Genomic DNA, 20,498 nt, shown 5'->3' on the forward strand with positions numbered 1-20,498 from the left:
TTTTTGGAATTTTCAGGGTTGCATTACTATTTCATTGTCAATGTGCTTCGCTGTCGCTCATCGCTGCAGCTCATATAAATTAACACGCCCAAAAGAGAATGTCAACATGTTTATTTATTAAGAAATTATTAATTTCTAATTTTCTGCATTTTTCCTAGGTTTTTCCCTCAAAAAAAAATAATCGGATTACTTTTTATTCCAGTTCCGTACTGTAATTACAGTAGTTGTAGTTGAAAGTAAGAGCAATAATATCCAGACTATAAACACAACAAAGAAAAAAGCAATGAAAAAGAAAAATGTATCCACAAATGCTTCCATGCCATATATTTTTTCTTCCCCATTAAATCCATGATAAGTACCGTTTATGTATGAATTTATGCACTCCCTGAGAACATAAACAGGTGGACTCATAGTCATAACCCATAAGACCATATTGGCCAAGACCAGATATGTTTTTTTGAAAATATTCATAATGTATACTCTTTTCTCTTTCTTTGGGAAATCTTTGCCCGTATGCCCATCATATTAACAAAAAAGGAAACCAGCATAAACGTATAAAATACCCAAATGACTGTAACAAACAGGCTTCCTCTGCCGTTTAACAACTTGATAACACTAAGCACCAGCTCTGTTATGGGAAACAAGACCATACCTATAAAAATAGCAACTGCAAGTAAACGCCTGCTTACTGTACTGCTCATCAGGCTTATAAACAAAGGATATCCTACTATTTTTTCTACTCCGGAGTTAAGGCTTATTTGGTCAAGGACAGGCAATAAATCTGAAAAGCGCTGTCCCTTACTCTCTTCCTCGCTTACATATGCTATATACTTATCAGTATCCTCGTCCTTGTACCCTTCATCCATCATTTTCCTGCAAAGCTTGATGGACCCCTCAATTTTCTGTTTATCCTGCTCCAGTTTTTCCATCTGAAGATACAAAATTTCATTGGCATCTCTGTCTTCTATAAGTATCTTTTTAATATCCTCTATAGACATATCTATTTTTCTGAAAAGAACAATTTTCTTAAGACGTCTTATATCCTCAGAAGTATAATCCCTGTAATTACTATCTTCTCCCCTGTCAGGATTTATAAGTCCTTTTCTTTCATAAAATCGTACGCTACTAACATCAAGTCCTGCAGCGCCGGCTGCTTCACTTATTTTCATACATCATATTCCTCACGCTATATTCTCATCTTTTACTAATTTTTTTGCATTTTCCACAACTTCTCTCGGAAAATCATAACAGGAGAGAAGGTCTATCGCATTTGACCCCTGCCCGAAGCCTTTTTTGATCATATAATCGAACTTTATACCTTTGTCAGTAAGCTCACTTTCAAAATGATAGCCATCGTACTCTCGTTTCAGGCACTTAGCCAGCTCTCCGTCATGTGTTGATACAATAACCATCCCTTTTTTGCTGCAAAGATACTTAAGAACAGCCTTTGACGCTGCAAGGCGTTCCTTATAATTGGTACCTTTTAATATTTCATCAATGAAATACAGAACTGTGTTATCCTTACGGGATTCATCAAGCATTCTCTTAAGATATCTGATTTCTCGTACATAATAGCTCTCTCCGGACAGTACATCATCCCTGACCGCCATGGATGTCATTACAACACATTCAGGTAGTGTCAAAGTCTTAGCACAGCATGTGGATATAGATTGCGCCAGAATGGCATTTACAGCCAATGCTTTCATAAATGTGCTTTTCCCCGAAGCATTAGCTCCCATTATCATTGTAGAAGATCCTATAGCAACAGAATTGGGTACTGCATCCTCTATAAGAGGATGATAAATATCACATGCCGCTATTCGATTTTCATTAGAAAACAGCGGAACACAATAAACCGGAAGACTTTTCCTAAAAGAAGCAACAGAAACGAGCATGTCCACCATACCAACAAATTCATATAGGTTCATGACAGAATTCTCATTTCCTCTGACTATCCCGGATATTTTATGAAAAGATACCAGATCAAACAAAGTGATCCCCATCAGATAATCTGCCAACATTCCCTGTGGATCATTAATCGAATAGTTCTTCCTTGTTACGAAGCTTCCTACCAGTTTTTTGAGAGAATGGAGCTTCCTAATATGTTCTTTTATATCATCGGTTACAAATGATACAGGAACGCAGTCTTTTTCTAAAAGCCTCTCCGAAACATCAATCAGACTACAGATTCCGTATAGACAGTCCATCATATATTCATACCTGGCTTTTGCACGCATATATATGAAAAGATTGATACCTGCTACTACAATAAAAAGAAGAAGCACTTCAGAACTTCTAAGAGTTACGCTTAATATCAGCATTAAGGCAAGCAATAGCTGAAGAATCCTATAGCACCATGCGTAAGGCAGCTCAAATTCCGATAGTATGTGTATAAGCTGTGGCATATAATAACTATTGTTTCTTTTTCCAAGCAATGCCAGACACTGTTCTGCTGTTATTCTCTCTTCTTCATTAGTGTTGTAATAAGTTACAGACTTATCAAACTCTTTTGTGTCTGCTTTATCGTCACAATGAAGTTTATGGTACAGTACCTGCTCTCCTATATAAGATCTTGTATGATTTATCCTGAGAAAGACTTCATCCATTTCAAGATCATCCCAGGTAATTTCATCTACACTACCACCGCCTGCGTCCTCATGGTATTTTGCTATGAGCTTTAGCCTATCCTTTCTCATATAATGATGAGGATCATTTAGTGGGTTATTTCCATATTGCTTTTTTATAATGTTTCTTTGTTTTTTTCTGTTGATAAGCATAGTATTTCCTCCTTGGTCAAGCATCATTATTTAGCTTACTTTCAGAGGAAAATACACCTTTAACCAAGTGCAGAGTCAAGGAAAATCCGTAATTTTTTAAAATCACATATGTTTTTTAATGTATTCTTTCTACACACCTTAGAAACCGCGGCAAGTCTGCGCGCATTGGTAGCATGCAACTATCAATGCAATAACTGCTATTGCCATCAGTACCAGGTATATTATATAGAGCCACATAATCACTTTGCCAAAAGTATTTTTGGGATATTTCACTCTTACATGAATCATGAGCACGAGTGCTGCTACTCCCAGTATTTCACAGGCAAATCCAATTATTCCGTAAAAATATGTTCCAATATAGTTATAGAACTGTCCCTGAAAAATTTCGGCCTTGTCCCTGATAAGAGATATTATCCCCCATAAAACCGGTACAAGTTTAGAGCCTAAAGCACAGGCAAGGGATATCCAGCATAATTTATTGGCTTGGCGTTCCTGTTCAGGTCCGTAAAACGGCATACCATTGTTTGGTTGGTTATAGTAAGGTTGGTTGTAATAGGGCTGGTTATTGTATGGTTGCATATTATACTGCTGGCCATTGTATGGTTGACCATTATACTGCTGGTTATTGTATGGTTGACCGTTGTACGGCTGATTACCATACTGTGGATTATTATATGGCTGATTGCCATATGATTGATTATTATTCTGCTGATTTTCATTTGGCTGATTGCCAGGATTATTTGTATCGTTTCCCCAATTGTTATTTTCCACTGCCAGAGTTCCCCTTTCCCTTTTTCATAGATACCGGTTTTGCCTTAGAAAACTGGTATCTAAACAATTTGCAAATACAAAATTGTCCTCTGTCCTATCAAACAATACTATCACAAAGCTTTACATACTAAAATAGTCATAAAGAAGCCGCAACCCATATAATAAGTTGCGGCTTCCACTTTTCATGAAACATTCTCTGCTATAAATATCATGCTGTATGTATTGTTTTATGGTGATTTTGCCCAGTTACTTCTGTCTTCCTGGTCTGATAAATGAAGAGACCAAGGAATGCAATTGCAGCTATTATTCCAACAGGATATGCAATTACTGTTGACAGGTTCAGACACTCGGGTGCACAGAAGAAATATGTAACAGAAACAGCTGACATAAAGGTTGCCGGAACAGCTGTAAACCAGTAATTGCGAGCATTTTTATACAGATACATTGAAGCTGTCCAAAGAGCTATCATAGCAAGTGTCTGATTTGACCAGCTGAAATATCTCCAAACTACACCGTAGTTTAGCTGGCTGATAAAAGCACCTGCGATAAGGAGCGGAATACACAGATAAAGTCTCTTTGCATAAGGTTTCTGATCTACTTTGAACCAGTCGGCAACAACAAGTCTTGCTGAACGGAATGCAGTGTCACCGGAAGTAATGGGGCAGGCAATAACACCGAGCATTGCAAGAACTATACCAAATCCACCCATTGTCTTTGTGCAGATATCATAAACACATGCTGCCTGACCATTTGCAAGCATATCTGTAAGACCTGCTGTAAGGCCACCGGTTCTTGCATAAACAGCGCTACCTGCTGCAGCCCATACCAGTGCTATTATGCCTTCACATACCATTGCACCGTAAAATACCATATGACTTTCTTTTTCTGTCTTGCAGCAGCGAGCCATTAGTGGTGACTGTGTTGCATGAAATCCTGAAATAGCACCGCAAGCAACAGATACAAACATCATGGGCCATATAGGTGTGTTCGAAGGATGAAGATTTGATAACTCAATCTCAGGAATAGTATATCCATGAGTAAAAATACCGATTCCTACGCCGACAGCCATTACTATAAGGCAAATACCAAATACCGGATAAAGCTTTCCGATAATCTTGTCAATCGGAACAAAGGTTGCAATAAAATAATAAATAAGGATAAGTGCAAGCCAGAAGGTGGTATTTGTCAGAAGTCCCGATCCACCCTGATTGCCAATGAGAAGTGAAATAAGACCAGCCGGTCCTACTGCGAAAACCGTACCAACCATTACAAGAAGAACAACGCTGAAAATACGCATTATGGTCTTCATTATTTTTCCAAGATACATTCCTGTAAGTTCTGATACACTGGCGCCATCATGACGCATGCTCATAAAGCCTACAGAAAAATCATGTACGCCACCCGCAAGAATAGTTCCGAGGGTGATCCAAAGAAATACGGAGGTACCCCATTGAGCTCCTGCAAGTGCGCCATAAATCGGTCCAAGGCCTGCAATATTAAGGAGCTGTATCAAAAAAAGCTTCCATTTCGGCATTACAACAAAATCAACACCATCATTGATCCTTACTGCCGGTGTCTCTCGATCATCCGGCCCATATACTTTTTCAATAATGGCTCCATAAATAAAGTAACCTGCAATCAATACACCTAAACATACCATAAAGCTGATCATTTGAATCCCCTCCTATACTCATAGTGGAAGTAATCTCTTCCCTATTTTTCAGTATAGACATACACGTAATACCAAACAATAATCAGGTATTCAAATGCTAAAATTGGGTACTGAAATGCACGCATTATACCTTTTATACGCAGAAATACTTTCTTATCTCGTGAATCATGTTTCTGCTGATCGGAATCACTTCATCCCCGCATTCTTTTAGTTTGCAGGCATATCCGTTGTTATAATCAGGAACAAGCGCCTCACAGGCTTCAAGATTAACTATGAAGCTTTTATGTACCCTCACAAACTGATCCTTTGCAGGGCTTAGCTTCTTTTCCCACTCGACAAGCGGATCACTGCTGTAGTAAATATGCCTATGGCAATGAACCTTCGCTCCCTTGTGAATTGCCTCTATATAGCTGATACTATCGGGGTTTATAACTTCCATGTGATCTCCGGCAGGAAGTGCAAATGGACCCGGAATTTTCCTTTCCGTTGCTCTCCTCTTCATAAACTTCTCAATGGCTTTCCTTATACGTGCCTCGTCAAAAGGCTTCATGACATAGTCCACCGCATCAACATCAAAAGCATTAAGCGCATAGCTTTCATAAGCTGTCACGAAAATTACAGCCGTATCCATACTCTTTTGTCTCATCATTTCAGCCAGCTTTGTTCCCTTAATATCCCCCATTTCTATATCCAGAAAACAAGCGTCAAATGAGTGTTTTTCAATTAGGTCAAGCACCGCTGCTCCGCTTCCGGCTTCCAGTATTTCTGACTCAGACTGATTCAGCTCTTTTAATATTTTTTCAAGCAAAAAACGCAGCTCACTCCTTGCCGGTCTTTCATCATCTGCTATAAGGAATCTTGCCATACTTTATCCCTCCAATAACGCTTTGGGTGGTATTCGCATCGTAACAGTTGTGCCTTCATTCGATGAAGCTATTAAAAGCCCGTATTTTTCACCATAGATACTACGAAGTCTTCCATCTACATTAAGCAGTCCGTACCTACCCTTTGTAGTCTTATCGTTGAATGCCCTCAGTACCTGATCAGGAATACCATATCCGTTATCCGATATCCTGATTACAAGCTCATCTTTCTCCATTCCTGCGTCTATTCTGACTTCTCCAACTTCTCGTTTCATGGCGCCATGCTTAATCGCATTTTCGACAATAGGCTGCAAAATCAAAGTTGGAACCTGTCTATGGATATCATCTGCTATATTCTTTACAACCTGGAGTTTTTCCTCAAATCTGGCCTTTTCAAGCATTAGGTATGCATCCACCTGTTCAAATTCTGCAGCAATGTCTATCATATAATCATCACTGGAATGGAGGTTATGCCTGAAATATACACTTAGTGCAAGCAGCAGCTCCCTTGCATAATCAGGTTTCTCCCTGCAAAAACAGGATATGGTGTTTAAACTATTGAACAAAAAGTGCGGATTTATCTGCGACTGAAGCACTCTGAACTCTGCTCTTTCCCTCATTTTCTTCTGGTACTCCACCTGATAGGCTTCGTAGTTAGTAGAAAAGAATTTGGCAAGTGCAGACACAAGACACTCCGCAGCCTCCGGCGAGGAATATCTTCTGTCAAAGATCAGTACAAGATAGCCCCAGGTTTCACTTCCTATTGTTACCTTGGATCCCGATACTACATAAGCCTGTCTAAATCCCAGCATTCCCTTTTCTTTTCTGTAAATTATGTCTGTAGTACAGCGCCTGTCCAAGCTGCTCATAAAAAAATCCGTAAATTCATATTCGCTGCTAAAAAGATCGTCTTTCCTACTAAAAGGCAAAAAGAAAGCTTTCCTACATCTTGAAAAACCGCTGATAATTTTTTCCATTTCTTTGTAGTCATCATCGTTTATTCGGCTTTTTCTGATGTTCACTACACAGGCATCCGCTATGCTTAAAGCTAATCTCATTTTATCTGCAGCGATTAGGTTCTGTCTCGTATAAACATCCTTAAATACAGAGAAAAACAGCACCATTCCGATGGAATTGAATATAATCATAGGCATGGCGATAATCTCAACGATTGAAACAGCCAGACTGAACGGACGCACAAAAATGAGCAGATTCATCATATGCAAGCATTCAGCAACAGCCGTTATGATAACAAGAAAATACCACTCAAAATCAATATTTCTCTTGTGAAAAAACAAGTATATAAACGCACCTATAACACCCTCCATCAAAGTAGAAAGCGCACAGGCAAAGGTTGTAACACCATGAATATCAAAGAAAATACGGTGAATAGCACCAATAAATCCTGCCATAATTCCTACGATCGGGCCACACAAAAGTCCTCCTGCAAGCGCTCCCAAAACTCGAGTGTTTGGTATAGCTCCCTGAACCTGTGCTCCTGTACAGGTTGAAAAGATACAAAATCCGCCAAATATTGCTCCAAGCACAAATTTGGCAATTAAAATATGTTTGTTTTCCTCGCAGATAATCTGCGTTACAACGGGAATTCTGACCAGAATGTTAGCAATCAGAACAAGAAGACCTATATTTACAATCATGTTGTAATACAGTTCCATATATAGCCCCCAAAGATGTGAACCCACTCATACTTCCTAAATACAGGATTTAGTTTCCCATAATTACCCCACATGTACATTTTAGCAGAACAAACACCTTTCATCTATTGAAATTTAGGCAAGATTTTATCCGTTTTTTAGAAAAACTTAAAAGTATGGTAATTATCATATCCTATAATAAAGATGACGATTTAGCGTTTAATTATGGGGGTGAAATTATGACAGAGTCTAGAAAAAGGGATTTTTTATGGCTTATTCTGTTTCTTATAATATTTATCAATGGATTTGAAGCAGGTGGATATCAGGCAAGTTTGTGGAATATCGGCCAGACCTACGATTTATCAAAGACCTCCATGGGTCTGTTTGCTTCAGTTGAGCTCTTTGCTACTATGCTCGCCCCACTTATTCTCGGAAGCTGGGCTGATCACAGTAATAAGCTGAGGTGCATTGTAATACTACTGTTTATCCAGCTTGTAGCCGCATTGTTCGTTCTCTTAACGATGCATGATATATTTTTCATAGGTGGTATATTTTTCTTAGGGCTTACCACCAGTGCCCTGCAATTCATATCAATTGCCGCTCTTGCAGATGCTTATCCCATCTCCAACAAGAAAAAAATCGGCTTTATGACTTCCATGTACGCTGCGGGAGCATTAGTTTCTCCTCTGATTGTCAAGCTCTATCTCCGCATGGGATTTAGCTGGAGAATGTTATTTGCGATTCTTGCACTAAGTTCCGGAGCGGCTTTGGTTGGTATTTTTGGATCAGGTGGTGAATCACGTGAGGAAAAGCCGCAGGAAGCTGCGGATTCTTCTACTAAAGGAAATTTCGTTGTCACCGCAATTCTCTGTCTTTGCGTCATTATGTGCATTTACGTGGGATTTGAAAATGGATTTACTTTCTTTGTAGACACGATGTTTACAGATACTCTCCAATCCGAAAAAGGAAAGTTTGCATTGTCTCTGTTCTGGGCAGTTATGATTCCTGCCAGGATGCTTGTTGGGCATTTCTCAAAATACGCTAAGAAAATTCTTTTGGTATCGCTTGTTGCGATTCCTGCATTTACCTTTGTTTTCTCCTCAATGCAAAATAGCACCACCGCCATGTTGGTTTGTATACCAATGGGCATGGCAAGCGGAGCTATTTATCCTTCTGTATTAACAATTATGCTTAATTTTTCCGGAAAACGGACTGCTACTTCAACAGGCATGATCACAACAGCAACAGGAATCGGTGGTGTAGTATTTACCGCACTTACCGGTTATATGTCAGATCAGTATGGGATGCGAAGTGCTATCACTGTTCTCGGCGGATTCTTCGTGATATCGCTGCTGTCGCTTCTCGGAGTACATGTTCTTTCCAGGAAGCAAGGGAAAGGCTTATTTAAATAAATATTATGACATTTTAGAAACATGCTCGAATTCGTCAAGAATATCCTGTTCGGGCTCGGCTGTTACAAGGCTTACAATAACAATAATTATTATTGCAACCAGAAATGCAGGAGCAAGCTCATAAAGATCCCAGACGCCTCCCAAAGGTCTTACACCATATTTCCAGATAAATACCATCAGTCCGCCGGATATCATTCCTGCTATAGCTCCAAATTTATTGGTGCGCTTCCAGTAAAGAGACATGATCATTGCAGGTCCGAAAACCGCTCCGAATCCTGCCCAGGCAAAGGATACAATTCCGAATACTGAGCTGTTGGGATTCCAGGCAATAATAACACCAAATACGGCAACAACAATAAGCGTAAGTCTCGCTGTAAACATCGCATATCTATCTGTCAGCTTAATCTTGAAGGTCTCCTGAATAATATTCTCAGAAACAGCAGAGGAAGCAGCTATAAGCTGTGAATCCGCTGTAGACATTGTTGATGCCAGAATACCTGCTATAACAAGGCCTGCAATAAGTGCAAATACGAAATTATGCTGACTTATCTGCTCAGCTATTACTACGATCAATGTTTCTGCCTTAGATGAGCTTGTGAGATCCTCAGGATCAATCAGTGAACCAAGAGCTCCTGTCTCTGTCATCGCTCTACCTACAACACCAAGGAAAACTGCAATAGCAAGTGAAAATACAACCCATACAGATGCTATTCTTCTTGAAAGCTTAATCTCTGAAGCTTTTCTTGCTGCCATAAATCTAAGAAGAATATGAGGCATTCCGAAGTATCCAAGTCCCCAACAGAACATCGTTACTTTATTGAAAATACCATAAGGAAGTCCCTCTCCTGTTACATTACTATGAGTAGCATTAAGATCAAGAAATCCTGGCAGATTCCTGGTGTTTTCAATTACAGCTGACATTCCGCCTGCAGATACGATTCCATATCCCACAACGAAAAACAGTGCTATTGTCATTACGATTGACTGGATAAAGTCAGTTTTGGAAGCAGCAAGGAAACCACCTGTTGTTGTATAACCGATGATTATTACTGCAGAAGCGATCATTGCCAGCTGATACTTAACACCAAAAAGTGATGAAAACAGCTTACCGCATGCAGAGAATCCCGATGCTGTATAGGGCACGAAAAATATCAAAATGAATAATGCTCCTATGCAAAGAATAACATTACTGTTATCACGGAATCTCTTTTTGAAATAATCCGGAATAGTGATGGCATCCAGCCTCTCCGTATAATTACGAAGTCTTCTGGCAGTAAAAAGCCAATTGAGATAAGTTCCTACAATAAGACCTATTGCAGTCCATCCGGCATCTGCAATTCCTGAAAAATATGCAAGTCCCGGAAGTCCCATAAGAAGATATGAACTCATATCCGAAGCCTCTGCACTCATGGCAGTAACAAACGGTCCAAGTTTTCTTCCCCCAAGATAAAAATCGCTTACATCGTTGGTATCCTTAGAGCTCACAAAGCCTACAAGAAGCATCATAGCCAGATATACCATAATTGAAATGATTATACCGATTTGCGCTGTACTCATTTTTCCTCCCTTTTTTCAATTTTAAATGAATATACTTTATCATTTTATCACATTAAAGGGATAAAGAAACACCTTTTTTTCTTTGTAAAAGACTAAAACTCTGCATCTTTAGGCAAAACATCTAAAAAAACCGCCCTTCTGAGCTTACTCAAAAGGACGGTTTATATACCTGGCATGAAGCCTTATTCTATTTACTTGTCGCTATTTTCTACAGTAACATTTACTGCGTCCCCGCTAAGATTTATGTTCTTGTTTACCTTAGCATCATAGGTTCCGGCTCTCATGATCTCCGTGAAATCAACGCCTGTTGCCTCTGACATGGTATCAAATACCTGTTTCATAACAATGGGCATGTTCCCTGAAATCTGGCTTGCACCATTAGTGCCATCACCTGTTCCATAAATGTTGATCTTATCAATCTGTGAAAGGGGCTTAGCGATTTCAGCAGCCATCTGAGGCATGATCTTGATCATCATCTCAGCCATAGCAGCGCCGTTGTACTTCTTGTACGCTTCTGCCTTCTTTTCCATTGCTTCAGCTTCCGCAATACCCTTTGCCCTGATAGCCTCAGCTTCTGCCTTACCTTTTGCAGCGATACCAGCAGCCTCAGCATCATACTTAGCCTTAATACCTGCTGCTTCCTGCTCAGCAGCGAACTTCTGAGCTTCAGCCTTTGCCTTCTGGGCATCAGCCTCACGCTCCTGCTCAAACTGTGCAGCCTCAGCCTTTTTCTGTCTCTGAACGAGCTCTGCCTCAGCCTTCTTCTCAGCCTGATACTTCTCAGCATCAGCCTTTTTCTCGATCTCAGCAGCAAGTTCCTGCTGTTTTACGAGAACTTCCTTCTGCTTCAGTTCTGCTTCACGCTCAGCCTTAGCGATCTGAGCATTAACAGTAGCTGTCTGGATTGATTTCTGCTGTTCCTGTGTCTGAATCTCATAAGCTGCGTCTGCTACAGCGCTTGCTGTATCAGCTTCTCTCTTGAGTTCTGCCTGCTTAATAGCAAGAGCATTGTTCTTCTCAGCAATCTCTGTCTGCGCAAGAACTCTGGCATCGTTAGCTGCCTTATCGGCCTCAGCCTTGGCAATTGCCACGTCTCTGTCTGCCTGAGCCTTTGCGATAGCGGCATCCTTCTTGATCTTTGCGGTATTATCCATACCAAGATCACTGATAAGACCATTTTCATCGGTTACGTTCTGGATGTTGCAGGACAGGATCTCGATACCGAGCTTATTCATATCCTTGGAAGCCTTCTCCATAACCTGATCTGAAAAGCTGTCACGGTCGGTATTGATTGTCTTAAGAGCAAGTGTACCGATGATCTCACGCATGTTACCCTGTAAGGAATCCTGAAGATCAAGTGTGATCTGCTCGGGAGACTTGTTAAGGAAGTTCTTGGCAGCAAGCTGAATAGCTTCAGGTGTTGTGCCGATTCTTACCTTAGCAACAGCGTCAACATTTACGTTGATGAAGTCATTGGTAGGAACGGACTGCTCTGTTTTGATATCAACTGTCATCTGTCCAAGATAAAGTCTGTCGACTCTCTCAAGGAAGGGGATTTTAACGCCTGCTCTACCAATAAGGATGCGTGGAACTTTTCTCATACCGGATATAATATAAGCCTTATCCGGCGGAGCCTTCACATAGCCAGCGGCCATGATGATGATTGCCAGAATAATAATGGCGACGATAATAATTGCGAGTGCTGTGTTTGTCAACATGGTTTTCACCTTCCCTCTTTAATGATAGTGTTGTTTGTTTACGGTTTAATAATATCAAGCCGTACTGAATAAATATATCACTATTTTGGCTGTTTTTTGAACTTTATTTTCACTTTTTGGAAAACTAATTAACTTTATTTTACTCAGCTTCTTCGCTTTCTCCATTAGGATCGTATTTTAAGATATCTCCCGGTTCGCACTCAAGAGCCTCACATATTCCTGCCAGGGTTGAGAATCTAATGGCATTCACCTTATTATTTTTTATCTTAGACATATTTACATTGGCGATTCCCACCTTATCCGAAAGGTCATTAAGAGACATATGTCTTCTCGCCATCATTACATCCAGTTCCAACATGATTTTTCCCATAGTGCACCTCCTTACAGTAATCCATCAACATCATTCTGAAGTTCAGCACCATAGGCAAAGTACTGTGACAGACAAAGCGCGACAAGACCAAATACCACTTCTGAAAGCTCCACTGATAACGTGTAATCTCCACTTTTCATCACTGCGAAGCAGATTATTGCTGCCACTACTTTTACTATCGGTAATGCAATAGCATAAATACCAATATTTCTGATTCTCTTAACATTATCCGCAGAAAACGGGGAAGATACATTCGATGCCTTAAATATTATGTACACATTTCTAAAAATGAGCGCTGTCAGTGCGCATAAAATCGCCAATGGAATGAACACAAGCATAGCTCCGCCACGCCCTACGACATCCAGCATCCAGTCAGATGTATTATTTATTGTTCCTGTTACTGTTACATTCCCCGCTGTAAGATAACCACTCTGATATGCGGACATTATCTGGTTTTTGCCTAATGTCAGAGCCACCGATGCAATAATCATCATTGCAACACCAAACCAACCACACACCTCAATAATTTTCGCCAAAACTGCTGTAACTTTTCTAAGCTTTGAATCCTTCATTTCCTTTCTCCTCTCTTTTCATTAAACTTTATACATTGTGACATATTAATTTTCATAACTGCGATGCATGTACAAGAACATTCAACGTTCCGTGAATCAACCATCCGGGAATAATCGAACCGTTCGCTTTTTTCTCATTGACAAAAGCTACCAATATCGCAGGTATCATAGGATAAAACATAAGTACCATTCCCTGTATAACATTAACCTGTCCAATAGCCGGCAATATATGCGCTAATCCAAAGATCACAGCCTGAATAACAACCGCTACTTTAAACCCCAGTTTACTTTGAAGTCTTTTCTGTATGAATCCTCTAAACAAAATCTCCTCGGAAAATGCTGTATGTACATATGAAAACAGTACTATGCACGGGATTCCTGCCGTGCCCATTCCGGCATATTGTGATATGTTCCACTCTTTCATAAAAGCGTTATTTACAGTAAATCCTACAGCCTCACAAATTGCAAAAGCTATTATTGTGTATTTAAGGCATTGCTTCTTATTTTCTCCAATTCCTTTCAAGCCTATCCAATTAAAGAAATTTTCCTTCTTCCTGGCTGTTATAAGCCATACGATAAATGGAATCAGTGTGAACAATAACGTCTGAACAACAGAACTAATCGCTTCGTTTATTACTACTGTACTCATATGTCTTTTCCCTCGCTTGTAAGTTGATTTATGTTTTTAGTAAAAATGTTAACGTTTATCGTTAAATATTATATATCATACATAGTTAATGTGTGTCAACTAATTTTTAATGTTTTTCGTTAAATTATTTATAAAGCACATAAAAAAGAACCGTGGGTAGTTCAGTCCACGGTTCTTTTTATCCTTTTTCATTAAGATTCATATGTCAGAATTGCTTCACAGGTTCCGCAAATCTCATAGTTTCCACTACCTGCAGGAAGGAAGAAGCTGTCGCCCTTTTTGAAGTGCATTCCACCACATCCATTCTTGATCTCTCCTACTCCATCGAGAATAAGAATATGAAGGAATGAGGTCTGGTCTACACTCCCCGTGAGTTTGCTTGTAATCTGTCCTGAAAGACTAATCTTATCCACTGTGAAGTACTTGCTTACTCCAATGTGAGGAGCAGGACTTGCAGGTCTTTTAACCGGTGCCAGTGTAGTAACATCAAGCGCCTTATCGACATGAAGTTCTCTGAGATTACCGTCTTTATCGCGTCTTCCATAGTCATAAACTCTGTAGGTGACATTGGAATTCTGCTGTATCTCTGCCAGAAGAATACCTGCACCTATTGCATGAAGTGTACCGGATTCAATAAAAATCACATCGCCCTTCTGCACTGGATAAGCGTTTAGTACCTCCGTGAGAGTCTGATCCTCTATACGCTTGGCAAACTCTTCCTTAGAAACCTCTCTATTGAAGCCATAGTACAAAAATGCGTCCTTTTCAGCATCGATGATGTACCACATCTCGGTTTTTCCGAACTGATTCTCATGCTCTCTCGCATATTCATCAGAAGGGTGTACCTGAAGAGACAAATCCTTTCTCGCATCAATGAACTTAATAAGTACAGGGAAATCCTGGAATTTCCCACAATTTGTTCCGAGGACGCTTTTTCCTTTTTCTTCAATATATTCAGTAAGAGTTCTTCCTACAAATTCACCATTCTCAATGATTGATTCGCTGCCGGGGAAGCATGATAATTCCCAGCTCTCGGCAGTAACCTCACCGGCGGATTTTTTACCGTATTCCTCCACCAGACGGGTTCCGCCCCACAGATAGTCCTTTGTGGGGGCTTGTAACTTAAGTATTGCCATGTAAATCCTTTCTATCGTCCCCTCATCCGCCCTTCGGGCACCTGTCTACGCTCCGCTTCGGTCCGCGCAAAACCATCGTCCCCCGGACGATGTGCGCCCCCAAGGGGAAGGCACACTTTTTTCAAAGAAAAGACTTTGTTATCGGGACAAAAATACATTTTTAGTTTTCAGCAACCTCATATACGCTTCTGACACGGAGGTTACCATCAGCTTCGGCTCCCTTTGCGGTGAAATCTCTTGAAGGAAGGATTCGGAAAGTCTTTTCTCCCTTTTCCATATCCACGAAATTATCATCAAGTCTAAGGACGCCTTCTTCTGTCTCTATGCTGACAGATTTAGCATAATTCTTGGCTGTAACGGTTATTATATCACCATTCCTGGATACTTCCAGTCCCGGGTCCATGAAGTGATAGTGCTTGGGGGCACAGAACAGCGTAGATCCTGTGGATACAGCCTTTCCATCAATAACAAGCTCATAGTACAGATGAACCTGTAGTCTGTCCTGATCATTGAAATCCAGATGCGGAAGCCATGTTCCTCCAAAGGCAGGCGCTGTAAAGTCAAAGCTGCCTTCTTTTACAACAGAAGAATCCGGATTTCTAAGGGACCATTTTACCACACCGCTAACAGGCTCAGCTGTCTCGTTTGCAACATGGAGATTTGCACTCACATCAACGGGCTGGGGCAAAGTGTTCACATAGGGTTTCTGGTCGATTTCACCATGTTCCTCACAGGAGAGAAGCACCGGCGCAAACATTCTCTTTTCAGCATAATGAAGAGCCTTCCAGTTGCCATAGTAGTCAAGACTCGCCCAGGAAGCTACAGGCCAGATGTCATTTAACTGCCAAACCACTGTACCCATGCAAGTGCCTCGGAATCTGCGGAAGTGTTCAACTCCGTAGCGGATAGCATCTGCCTGGAGAAGCTGTGAGCAGTACAAAAGTTCATCAAAACTCTTCGGATACAGGTATGTCTGTGACAGGTAGTTCATAATCTTGCCGTTTGCTGCTGTATTTCTCTGGTGCATTTCCATTACACGAGAATAAATATTGAAATCACCTTCCTCTGCAAAGCGGCGCACGGTCTGAAGTGCAGGGAATGACTGGAATCCAAACTCTGACAGAAAACGGTAATGATGCTTTCTGTATGCTGTAAAAGGCTCATTTCCATGCCATACACCCCAGTAATGTACATCACCTACATTTTCAGCATTGCTGTTCTCATAATTTCCACCCGATGAAGGTGAAGACGGCCAGTAAAATGCTTTAGGATCCTCCTCCTTGACCAGCTTGGGAATAATGTATTCATAAAGATGGATATAGTCATAAGTCTGCTTTTTACTCTTCTGCCAAACCAATGACTCGTACTGGGTCTCCAGCTCGTTATTACCGCACCAGAGTCCGATTGACGGATGTGAACGAAGACGTCTTATATTCTGTCTGATTTCAACTGATATATTTTCCTCAAATGCATCTGAAAGCTCATAGGATGCGCAGGAGAACATGAAATCATGCCAGATAAGAAGTCCCCTCTCATCACATACATCATAGAAGAAATCGTCAAGATAATATCCACCGCCCCAGATACGGATGCAGTTGTGATTTGCTTCCTGAGCAGAGGAAAGTAGCATATCTGTACGCTCTCTGTTCTGTCTTGTCAATAAATTGTCCTCAGGAATATAATCCGCACCCATAGCAAAGAACTGCAGTCCGTTTACTTCAAAGGCAAAATTTCTGCCCTCAACTTTTTTGGCTTCTTTATCGGTGACGAATATTTTGCGACCACCATCGGAAATTACCATATTGCTGCCATCATCAAGATCAGGAATCTGGTCTTTCATGTGCTCTTCGAACTTCTCATCAGGCATGGGATCTGTGTTAACAGTAGCTGTACGCAGACCTATCTTTTTCTCCCATACGTCAAGAACAGACTCATCCTCTTTGGAAATAAGCTCTACCTTAACCTTATACAGAGGCTGATCACCATAGCCATTAGGCCACCATAGCTGCGGGTTTTCAACCGTTACATGTGTATTTAAATGATTCGATCTTACATCACAATAAAGGCCTGTCAGATTGGACGAAGGCGCTGAATCTGTAAGGGGATCAATGCATACACTATCATTTACAAGGTTTGTTTTTCCGTCAGGAGATTCCACATTTAATCTGATAATAACGTTCCCATCAGTAATACCGGGCATCCATTCGATCTCGGCATCCACAGCAACATCCACTGCTTCAACTATATTTCCGCGAACAGTCTTCTCCTTAACCTTATGAAGCTGATCTATATAAACATCAGCAAGTCTTGCAGTATTTACACTGACAAGCTTAACCTCTCTGAATAATCCGGCATCGGGAAGTCTCGGCCCCCAGTCCCAGCCAAACATACATGCCGCTTTACGGATATGCGGGAATCCTGGCATAGCATCGCTTGAAGCTCCTACAGGGCACTTTTCATCTTCCTCTGCTATGAACTTCGTGGGCGAATGCAGAATAACCTTAAGCGTATACTCTGTATTTTCGCTATCTCCATCAATAACATGTGTAATATCATATTCCCATATCCTGTTCATGTTATTGGAAGAACCAAGTTTTGTTTCGTTTATATATATCTCTGCAAGAGTATCTACTCCTTCAAAACGAAGCAGCACCCTGTCTGCAGTTCTCTGCTCTTTGCTGACTGTAAAAGTGGTCTCATATCTGAAATCATTTTCCATGAGCTTAAGTGCATCCAGCTCATTGTCCCTGTAGTAGGGATCCGGCATAAGCCCTTTCTCAAGCAATGTAGAATATACCGTTGACGGAACCACAGTATCAATCGGCTCTTCCGGAATGTCATAGACATTTTGGCCCAATACTGTGAGTTTCCAGTTGTCCTTAAGTAAAATCGTTTCCATTTAGGTTTCCTCCTTCACGTATTTTTCCCCTCATCCGCCCCTTCGGGGCACCTGTCTACGCTCCGCTTCGGTCCGCGCAAAACCATCGTCCCCTGGACGATGTGCGCCCCCAAGGGGAAGGCTTTATTATACTTCCTTAATGTTCATATAAGCACATTTTTAAATAAATCAGTGTCGACATCTTTTATTATATAAATCCCCGTAATAAATTATATAAACAACCTCTAAAAAAATAGGACAAATCTCTCATATTGAAATTTTGTCCCTTTTTATCTATACTTTTAGCACATAGAAATATGGTAACTATTCTGCAAAGCAGGAAAACGGAGCATTTATGAATCGTCTGTATGAATATATTGATCCTATAACTTCACCCTATGAAGCCTTTATTGTGGACACGGATTATGCCGGTTTTCCGGTTCCTGCCCACTGGCACTACTATGTTGAACTTCTATATATACTTGAGGGAACGGTAGATGTGACTATAAACGGTTCAGTTCATAGAGCGGAGACCGGCTCTGTGGTTCTTTTTCCGCCAAAGAGCGTACATGGTATTGACCTTGCCAAAGACTGCAGCCGAACCAGATATGACGTGATCAAATTCGATCCTGCCAATCTTCCCACCGGAAAGCTTGATGAGACTGACATAAGGACTATTCTGCATAATCTTGATAGTTCAGGCGCCACTTGTCTGATCTCCCCCAAAGACATATCCCAATGGAAGATGCGCTCTTTATTCGAAAGTATTATTAAAGAAAATCAGACACGGGACTACGCATACTCACTGATGATTTCTTCCGACCTTTTGAAAATACTCGGATATTTCGCCCGTATATGGAAAAAAGAAGGGCTCACGCCTTCAAATAAAAGCGTGCACCCTTCTTATGAACTCAATTTCGATATGATTGCCGAGTACATTGATTCTCACTACTTTGAACAGTTAACCGTTGAAAATCTGGCAGCCATGTGCAATGTTTCCCATGCCACTTTTTCAAGAAATTTTAAGAAGCGTTTTGGCATGTCCTGCAAGGAATACATTACGTCCACCAGAATCAATATTGCAGAAAATATGCTACACTTCTCAAACTACGATGTAGCCTTCATCGCACAGGAAGTCGGTTTTACTGACAGTAGTTATTTTATAAGATGTTACAAAAAGCTAAAGGGAACAACTCCCAAGCAGGAAAGGAAAGCTTCCATCTCATTCTGATGTGATATCTGCTCCAAAGTATTTAATGGATATCTCTGTGAGCTTGCCCTCTTCCCTCAGCTCCTTTATAGCCTGATTTATTGCATCTCTTAATGAATCGTTGTCCTCACCCTTCTTAAGGGGAATCGCATACTGTGTAACCTCAGGATCAACTGCTGCAACCTTTAAATCAGTCGCTCCTGTTGTATTGAAATAATCCTGAGCTGATGTATTGGCATTGATTGTGGCATCAACGGTACCATTCTGTACAAGTGTCATGGTTTCACCAATGGTATCAACATTGGAAACTGTCGCACCGTACTGAACACCCATCGCTTCATATGTTGATCCGGCTGAATTTGCGGTTGTAAGCCCGTTTAAATCCTCAAATGAACTTATGGTATCATTCGTAGCAAGCGTTACTACAACAGCATGATCATAAGCGTAGGGCTCTGTAAAGTCATAGGTTTTCCCGCGCTCTTCCGTAACATCAACGCCGTTAGCCATCATATCAAAAGCACCTGTTGTTACTCCGGTAAGTCCTCCGTCAAAGGCAACCTCCTGAAAATCAGCCTCAACACCAAGCTTTTCGGCTATAGCAGCTGCAACCTCAACATCAAAGCCTACAAGCTCATCTGTTGTCTCATCATGATAAGTGAAAGGTGCCCATACACCTTCTGTAGCAATTGTTATCTTACCTGCACTCTTAATTCTTGCAAGATGATCGTTGGAGCTGCTCTTAGCACCACATCCGGCAAGAGCTGCAGAAGTTGCCGCAACAAGAATCAGTGTTGCGATAAGTCTTTTTTTCATAATAATCTTCCTCCATTTCACTGACAGAGCCAATTACAGCTCAAATACCTTAGTTACATTACATATATCAGGAATCGGTGAGCCTTAAAAACTCACGCGTTCTTGCCTCTTTAGGTCTTACAAACAACTCCTCAGGCGTACCCTGTTCAACAATCACGCCATCTGCCATAAAAACCACCTTTGACGATACTTCCTTAGCAAAGCTAATTTCATGAGTAACGACTATCATAGTCATTCCATCAGACGCCAGCGCCCTCATTACGTCAAGAACCTCTGCCGTAAGCTGAGGATCAAGTGCTGATGTGGGTTCATCAAAATAAATAATGTCCGGATCTGTGGCCAGCGCCCTCGCTATAGCAACTCTCTGCTGCTGTCCACCTGAAAGCTGACTGGGATATTGGACTATTTTTTCCTTCATTCCGACCTTTTCAAGTACGCTCAACGC

General features: G+C 40.9%; 18 protein-coding genes. 2 read left to right on the forward strand and 16 right to left on the reverse strand.

Translation table 11 applies throughout. From position 1 onward, the window contains the following. Window positions 1-186 precede the first annotated feature (186 nt). From G602_RS0115460 to G602_RS26970, 7 genes are all read right to left on the reverse strand, one after another. The gene (locus tag G602_RS0115460) at window positions 187-471 is read right to left on the reverse strand and encodes a hypothetical protein (protein WP_026659793.1); all 285 of its coding nucleotides are present in this window, start codon (window positions 469-471) and stop codon (window positions 187-189) included. After that, entirely contained in the window at window positions 468-1,169 is a 702-nt protein-coding gene (locus G602_RS0115465; protein ID WP_026659794.1) for a MerR family transcriptional regulator, read from the reverse strand. The genes G602_RS0115460 and G602_RS0115465 overlap by 4 nt, the downstream gene beginning before the upstream one ends. A gap of 12 nt (window positions 1,170-1,181) precedes the next feature. After that, window positions 1,182-2,777, reverse strand: coding sequence for a MutS-related protein (locus G602_RS0115470; RefSeq protein ID WP_026659795.1), 1,596 nt, complete (start codon window positions 2,775-2,777; stop codon window positions 1,182-1,184). 138 nt (window positions 2,778-2,915) lie between these two features. Further along, complete coding sequence (locus G602_RS0115475; protein WP_026659797.1) at window positions 2,916-3,548, reverse strand: hypothetical protein; 633 nt, start codon at window positions 3,546-3,548, stop codon at window positions 2,916-2,918. A 208-nt stretch (window positions 3,549-3,756) separates the two neighbouring features. Then, entirely contained in the window at window positions 3,757-5,220 is a 1,464-nt protein-coding gene (locus G602_RS26960) for a carbon starvation CstA family protein (RefSeq protein WP_044932367.1), read from the reverse strand. 133 nt (window positions 5,221-5,353) lie between these two features. Next, window positions 5,354-6,085, reverse strand: coding sequence for a LytR/AlgR family response regulator transcription factor (locus tag G602_RS26965; protein ID WP_044932371.1), 732 nt, complete (start codon window positions 6,083-6,085; stop codon window positions 5,354-5,356). Between the two features lie 3 nt (window positions 6,086-6,088). Continuing rightward, the gene (locus G602_RS26970) at window positions 6,089-7,759 is read right to left on the reverse strand and encodes a LytS/YhcK type 5TM receptor domain-containing protein (RefSeq protein ID WP_044932373.1); all 1,671 of its coding nucleotides are present in this window, start codon (window positions 7,757-7,759) and stop codon (window positions 6,089-6,091) included. A gap of 218 nt (window positions 7,760-7,977) precedes the next feature. Here G602_RS26970 and G602_RS0115495 point away from each other — a divergent pair, with 218 nt between their 5' ends. Continuing rightward, window positions 7,978-9,150: an MFS transporter gene (locus G602_RS0115495; protein ID WP_026659798.1), complete on the forward strand. Its 1,173-nt coding sequence runs from the start codon at window positions 7,978-7,980 to the stop codon at window positions 9,148-9,150. A gap of 3 nt (window positions 9,151-9,153) precedes the next feature. Here G602_RS0115495 and G602_RS0115500 read toward each other — a convergent pair whose 3' ends face one another. The 7 genes from G602_RS0115500 to G602_RS0115530 all read right to left on the reverse strand — a co-directional run bounded on the left by G602_RS0115500 (window position 9,154) and on the right by G602_RS0115530 (window position 18,051). Continuing rightward, window positions 9,154-10,707: a sodium/proline symporter gene (locus G602_RS0115500; RefSeq protein WP_026659799.1), complete on the reverse strand. Its 1,554-nt coding sequence runs from the start codon at window positions 10,705-10,707 to the stop codon at window positions 9,154-9,156. A gap of 191 nt (window positions 10,708-10,898) precedes the next feature. Continuing rightward, on the reverse strand, window positions 10,899-12,425 hold the full coding sequence (locus G602_RS26975) for a flotillin family protein (RefSeq protein ID WP_155829948.1): 1,527 nt from the start codon (window positions 12,423-12,425) through the stop codon (window positions 10,899-10,901). Between the two features lie 139 nt (window positions 12,426-12,564). Further along, a complete protein-coding gene (locus tag G602_RS0115510; RefSeq protein ID WP_026659800.1) occupies window positions 12,565-12,795 on the reverse strand; it encodes a helix-turn-helix domain-containing protein in 231 nt (76 codons plus the stop codon). Between the two features lie 11 nt (window positions 12,796-12,806). Then, entirely contained in the window at window positions 12,807-13,367 is a 561-nt protein-coding gene (locus G602_RS0115515; RefSeq protein ID WP_026659801.1) for a DUF2975 domain-containing protein, read from the reverse strand. Window positions 13,368-13,419: 52 nt separating this feature from the next. Further along, window positions 13,420-14,016: a CPBP family intramembrane glutamic endopeptidase gene (locus G602_RS0115520; RefSeq protein ID WP_026659802.1), complete on the reverse strand. Its 597-nt coding sequence runs from the start codon at window positions 14,014-14,016 to the stop codon at window positions 13,420-13,422. Window positions 14,017-14,207: 191 nt separating this feature from the next. After that, window positions 14,208-15,152, reverse strand: a complete 945-nt coding sequence (locus G602_RS0115525; RefSeq protein WP_026659803.1) for a type I phosphomannose isomerase catalytic subunit — start codon at window positions 15,150-15,152, stop codon at window positions 14,208-14,210. A gap of 160 nt (window positions 15,153-15,312) precedes the next feature. Beyond that, window positions 15,313-18,051 (reverse strand): beta-mannosidase, encoded by a 2,739-nt coding sequence (locus G602_RS0115530; RefSeq protein WP_026659805.1) that lies wholly within the window; start codon window positions 18,049-18,051, stop codon window positions 15,313-15,315. A 334-nt stretch (window positions 18,052-18,385) separates the two neighbouring features. On the opposite strand from G602_RS0115530, the gene G602_RS0115535 reads away from it, so the two are divergent. Beyond that, the gene (locus G602_RS0115535; RefSeq protein ID WP_026659806.1) at window positions 18,386-19,261 is read left to right on the forward strand and encodes an AraC family transcriptional regulator; all 876 of its coding nucleotides are present in this window, start codon (window positions 18,386-18,388) and stop codon (window positions 19,259-19,261) included. Here the strand turns inward: G602_RS0115535 and G602_RS0115540 are convergent. Both G602_RS0115540 and G602_RS0115545 read right to left on the reverse strand, forming a co-directional pair. Next, window positions 19,253-20,053, reverse strand: coding sequence for a transporter substrate-binding domain-containing protein (locus G602_RS0115540; RefSeq protein ID WP_026659807.1), 801 nt, complete (start codon window positions 20,051-20,053; stop codon window positions 19,253-19,255). The genes G602_RS0115535 and G602_RS0115540 overlap by 9 nt on opposite strands. 67 nt (window positions 20,054-20,120) lie before the next feature. Further along, the coding region (locus G602_RS0115545) for an amino acid ABC transporter ATP-binding protein (protein ID WP_026659808.1) at window positions 20,121-20,498 on the reverse strand (378 nt) is incomplete at its 5' end.

It is taken from the genome of Butyrivibrio sp. AC2005 (genome assembly GCF_000424145.1).
Lineage (GTDB): Bacteria > Bacillota > Clostridia > Lachnospirales > Lachnospiraceae > Butyrivibrio.

Bases quoted from the DNA above. Each gene is read 5' to 3' on its own strand.
- G602_RS0115530 (WP_026659805.1), bottom strand. From the start codon at position 18,051: ATGGAAACGATTTTACTTAAGGACAACTGGAAACTCACAGTATTGGGC.
- G602_RS0115470 (WP_026659795.1), bottom strand. From the start codon at position 2,777: ATGCTTATCAACAGAAAAAAACAAAGAAACATTATAAAAAAGCAATAT.
- G602_RS0115500 (WP_026659799.1), bottom strand. From the start codon at position 10,707: ATGAGTACAGCGCAAATCGGTATAATCATTTCAATTATGGTATATCTG.
- G602_RS26975 (WP_155829948.1), bottom strand. From the start codon at position 12,425: ATGTTGACAAACACAGCACTCGCAATTATTATCGTCGCCATTATTATT.
- G602_RS26965 (WP_044932371.1), bottom strand. From the start codon at position 6,085: ATGGCAAGATTCCTTATAGCAGATGATGAAAGACCGGCAAGGAGTGAG.
- G602_RS0115465 (WP_026659794.1), bottom strand. From the start codon at position 1,169: ATGAAAATAAGTGAAGCAGCCGGCGCTGCAGGACTTGATGTTAGTAGC.
- G602_RS0115515 (WP_026659801.1), bottom strand. From the start codon at position 13,367: ATGAAGGATTCAAAGCTTAGAAAAGTTACAGCAGTTTTGGCGAAAATT.
- G602_RS0115535 (WP_026659806.1), top strand. From the start codon at position 18,386: ATGAATCGTCTGTATGAATATATTGATCCTATAACTTCACCCTATGAA.
- G602_RS26960 (WP_044932367.1), bottom strand. From the start codon at position 5,220: ATGATCAGCTTTATGGTATGTTTAGGTGTATTGATTGCAGGTTACTTT.
- G602_RS26970 (WP_044932373.1), bottom strand. From the start codon at position 7,759: ATGGAACTGTATTACAACATGATTGTAAATATAGGTCTTCTTGTTCTG.
- G602_RS0115525 (WP_026659803.1), bottom strand. From the start codon at position 15,152: ATGGCAATACTTAAGTTACAAGCCCCCACAAAGGACTATCTGTGGGGC.
- G602_RS0115510 (WP_026659800.1), bottom strand. From the start codon at position 12,795: ATGGGAAAAATCATGTTGGAACTGGATGTAATGATGGCGAGAAGACAT.
- G602_RS0115495 (WP_026659798.1), top strand. From the start codon at position 7,978: ATGACAGAGTCTAGAAAAAGGGATTTTTTATGGCTTATTCTGTTTCTT.
- G602_RS0115540 (WP_026659807.1), bottom strand. From the start codon at position 20,053: ATGAAAAAAAGACTTATCGCAACACTGATTCTTGTTGCGGCAACTTCT.
- G602_RS0115460 (WP_026659793.1), bottom strand. From the start codon at position 471: ATGAATATTTTCAAAAAAACATATCTGGTCTTGGCCAATATGGTCTTA.
- G602_RS0115520 (WP_026659802.1), bottom strand. From the start codon at position 14,016: ATGAGTACAGTAGTAATAAACGAAGCGATTAGTTCTGTTGTTCAGACG.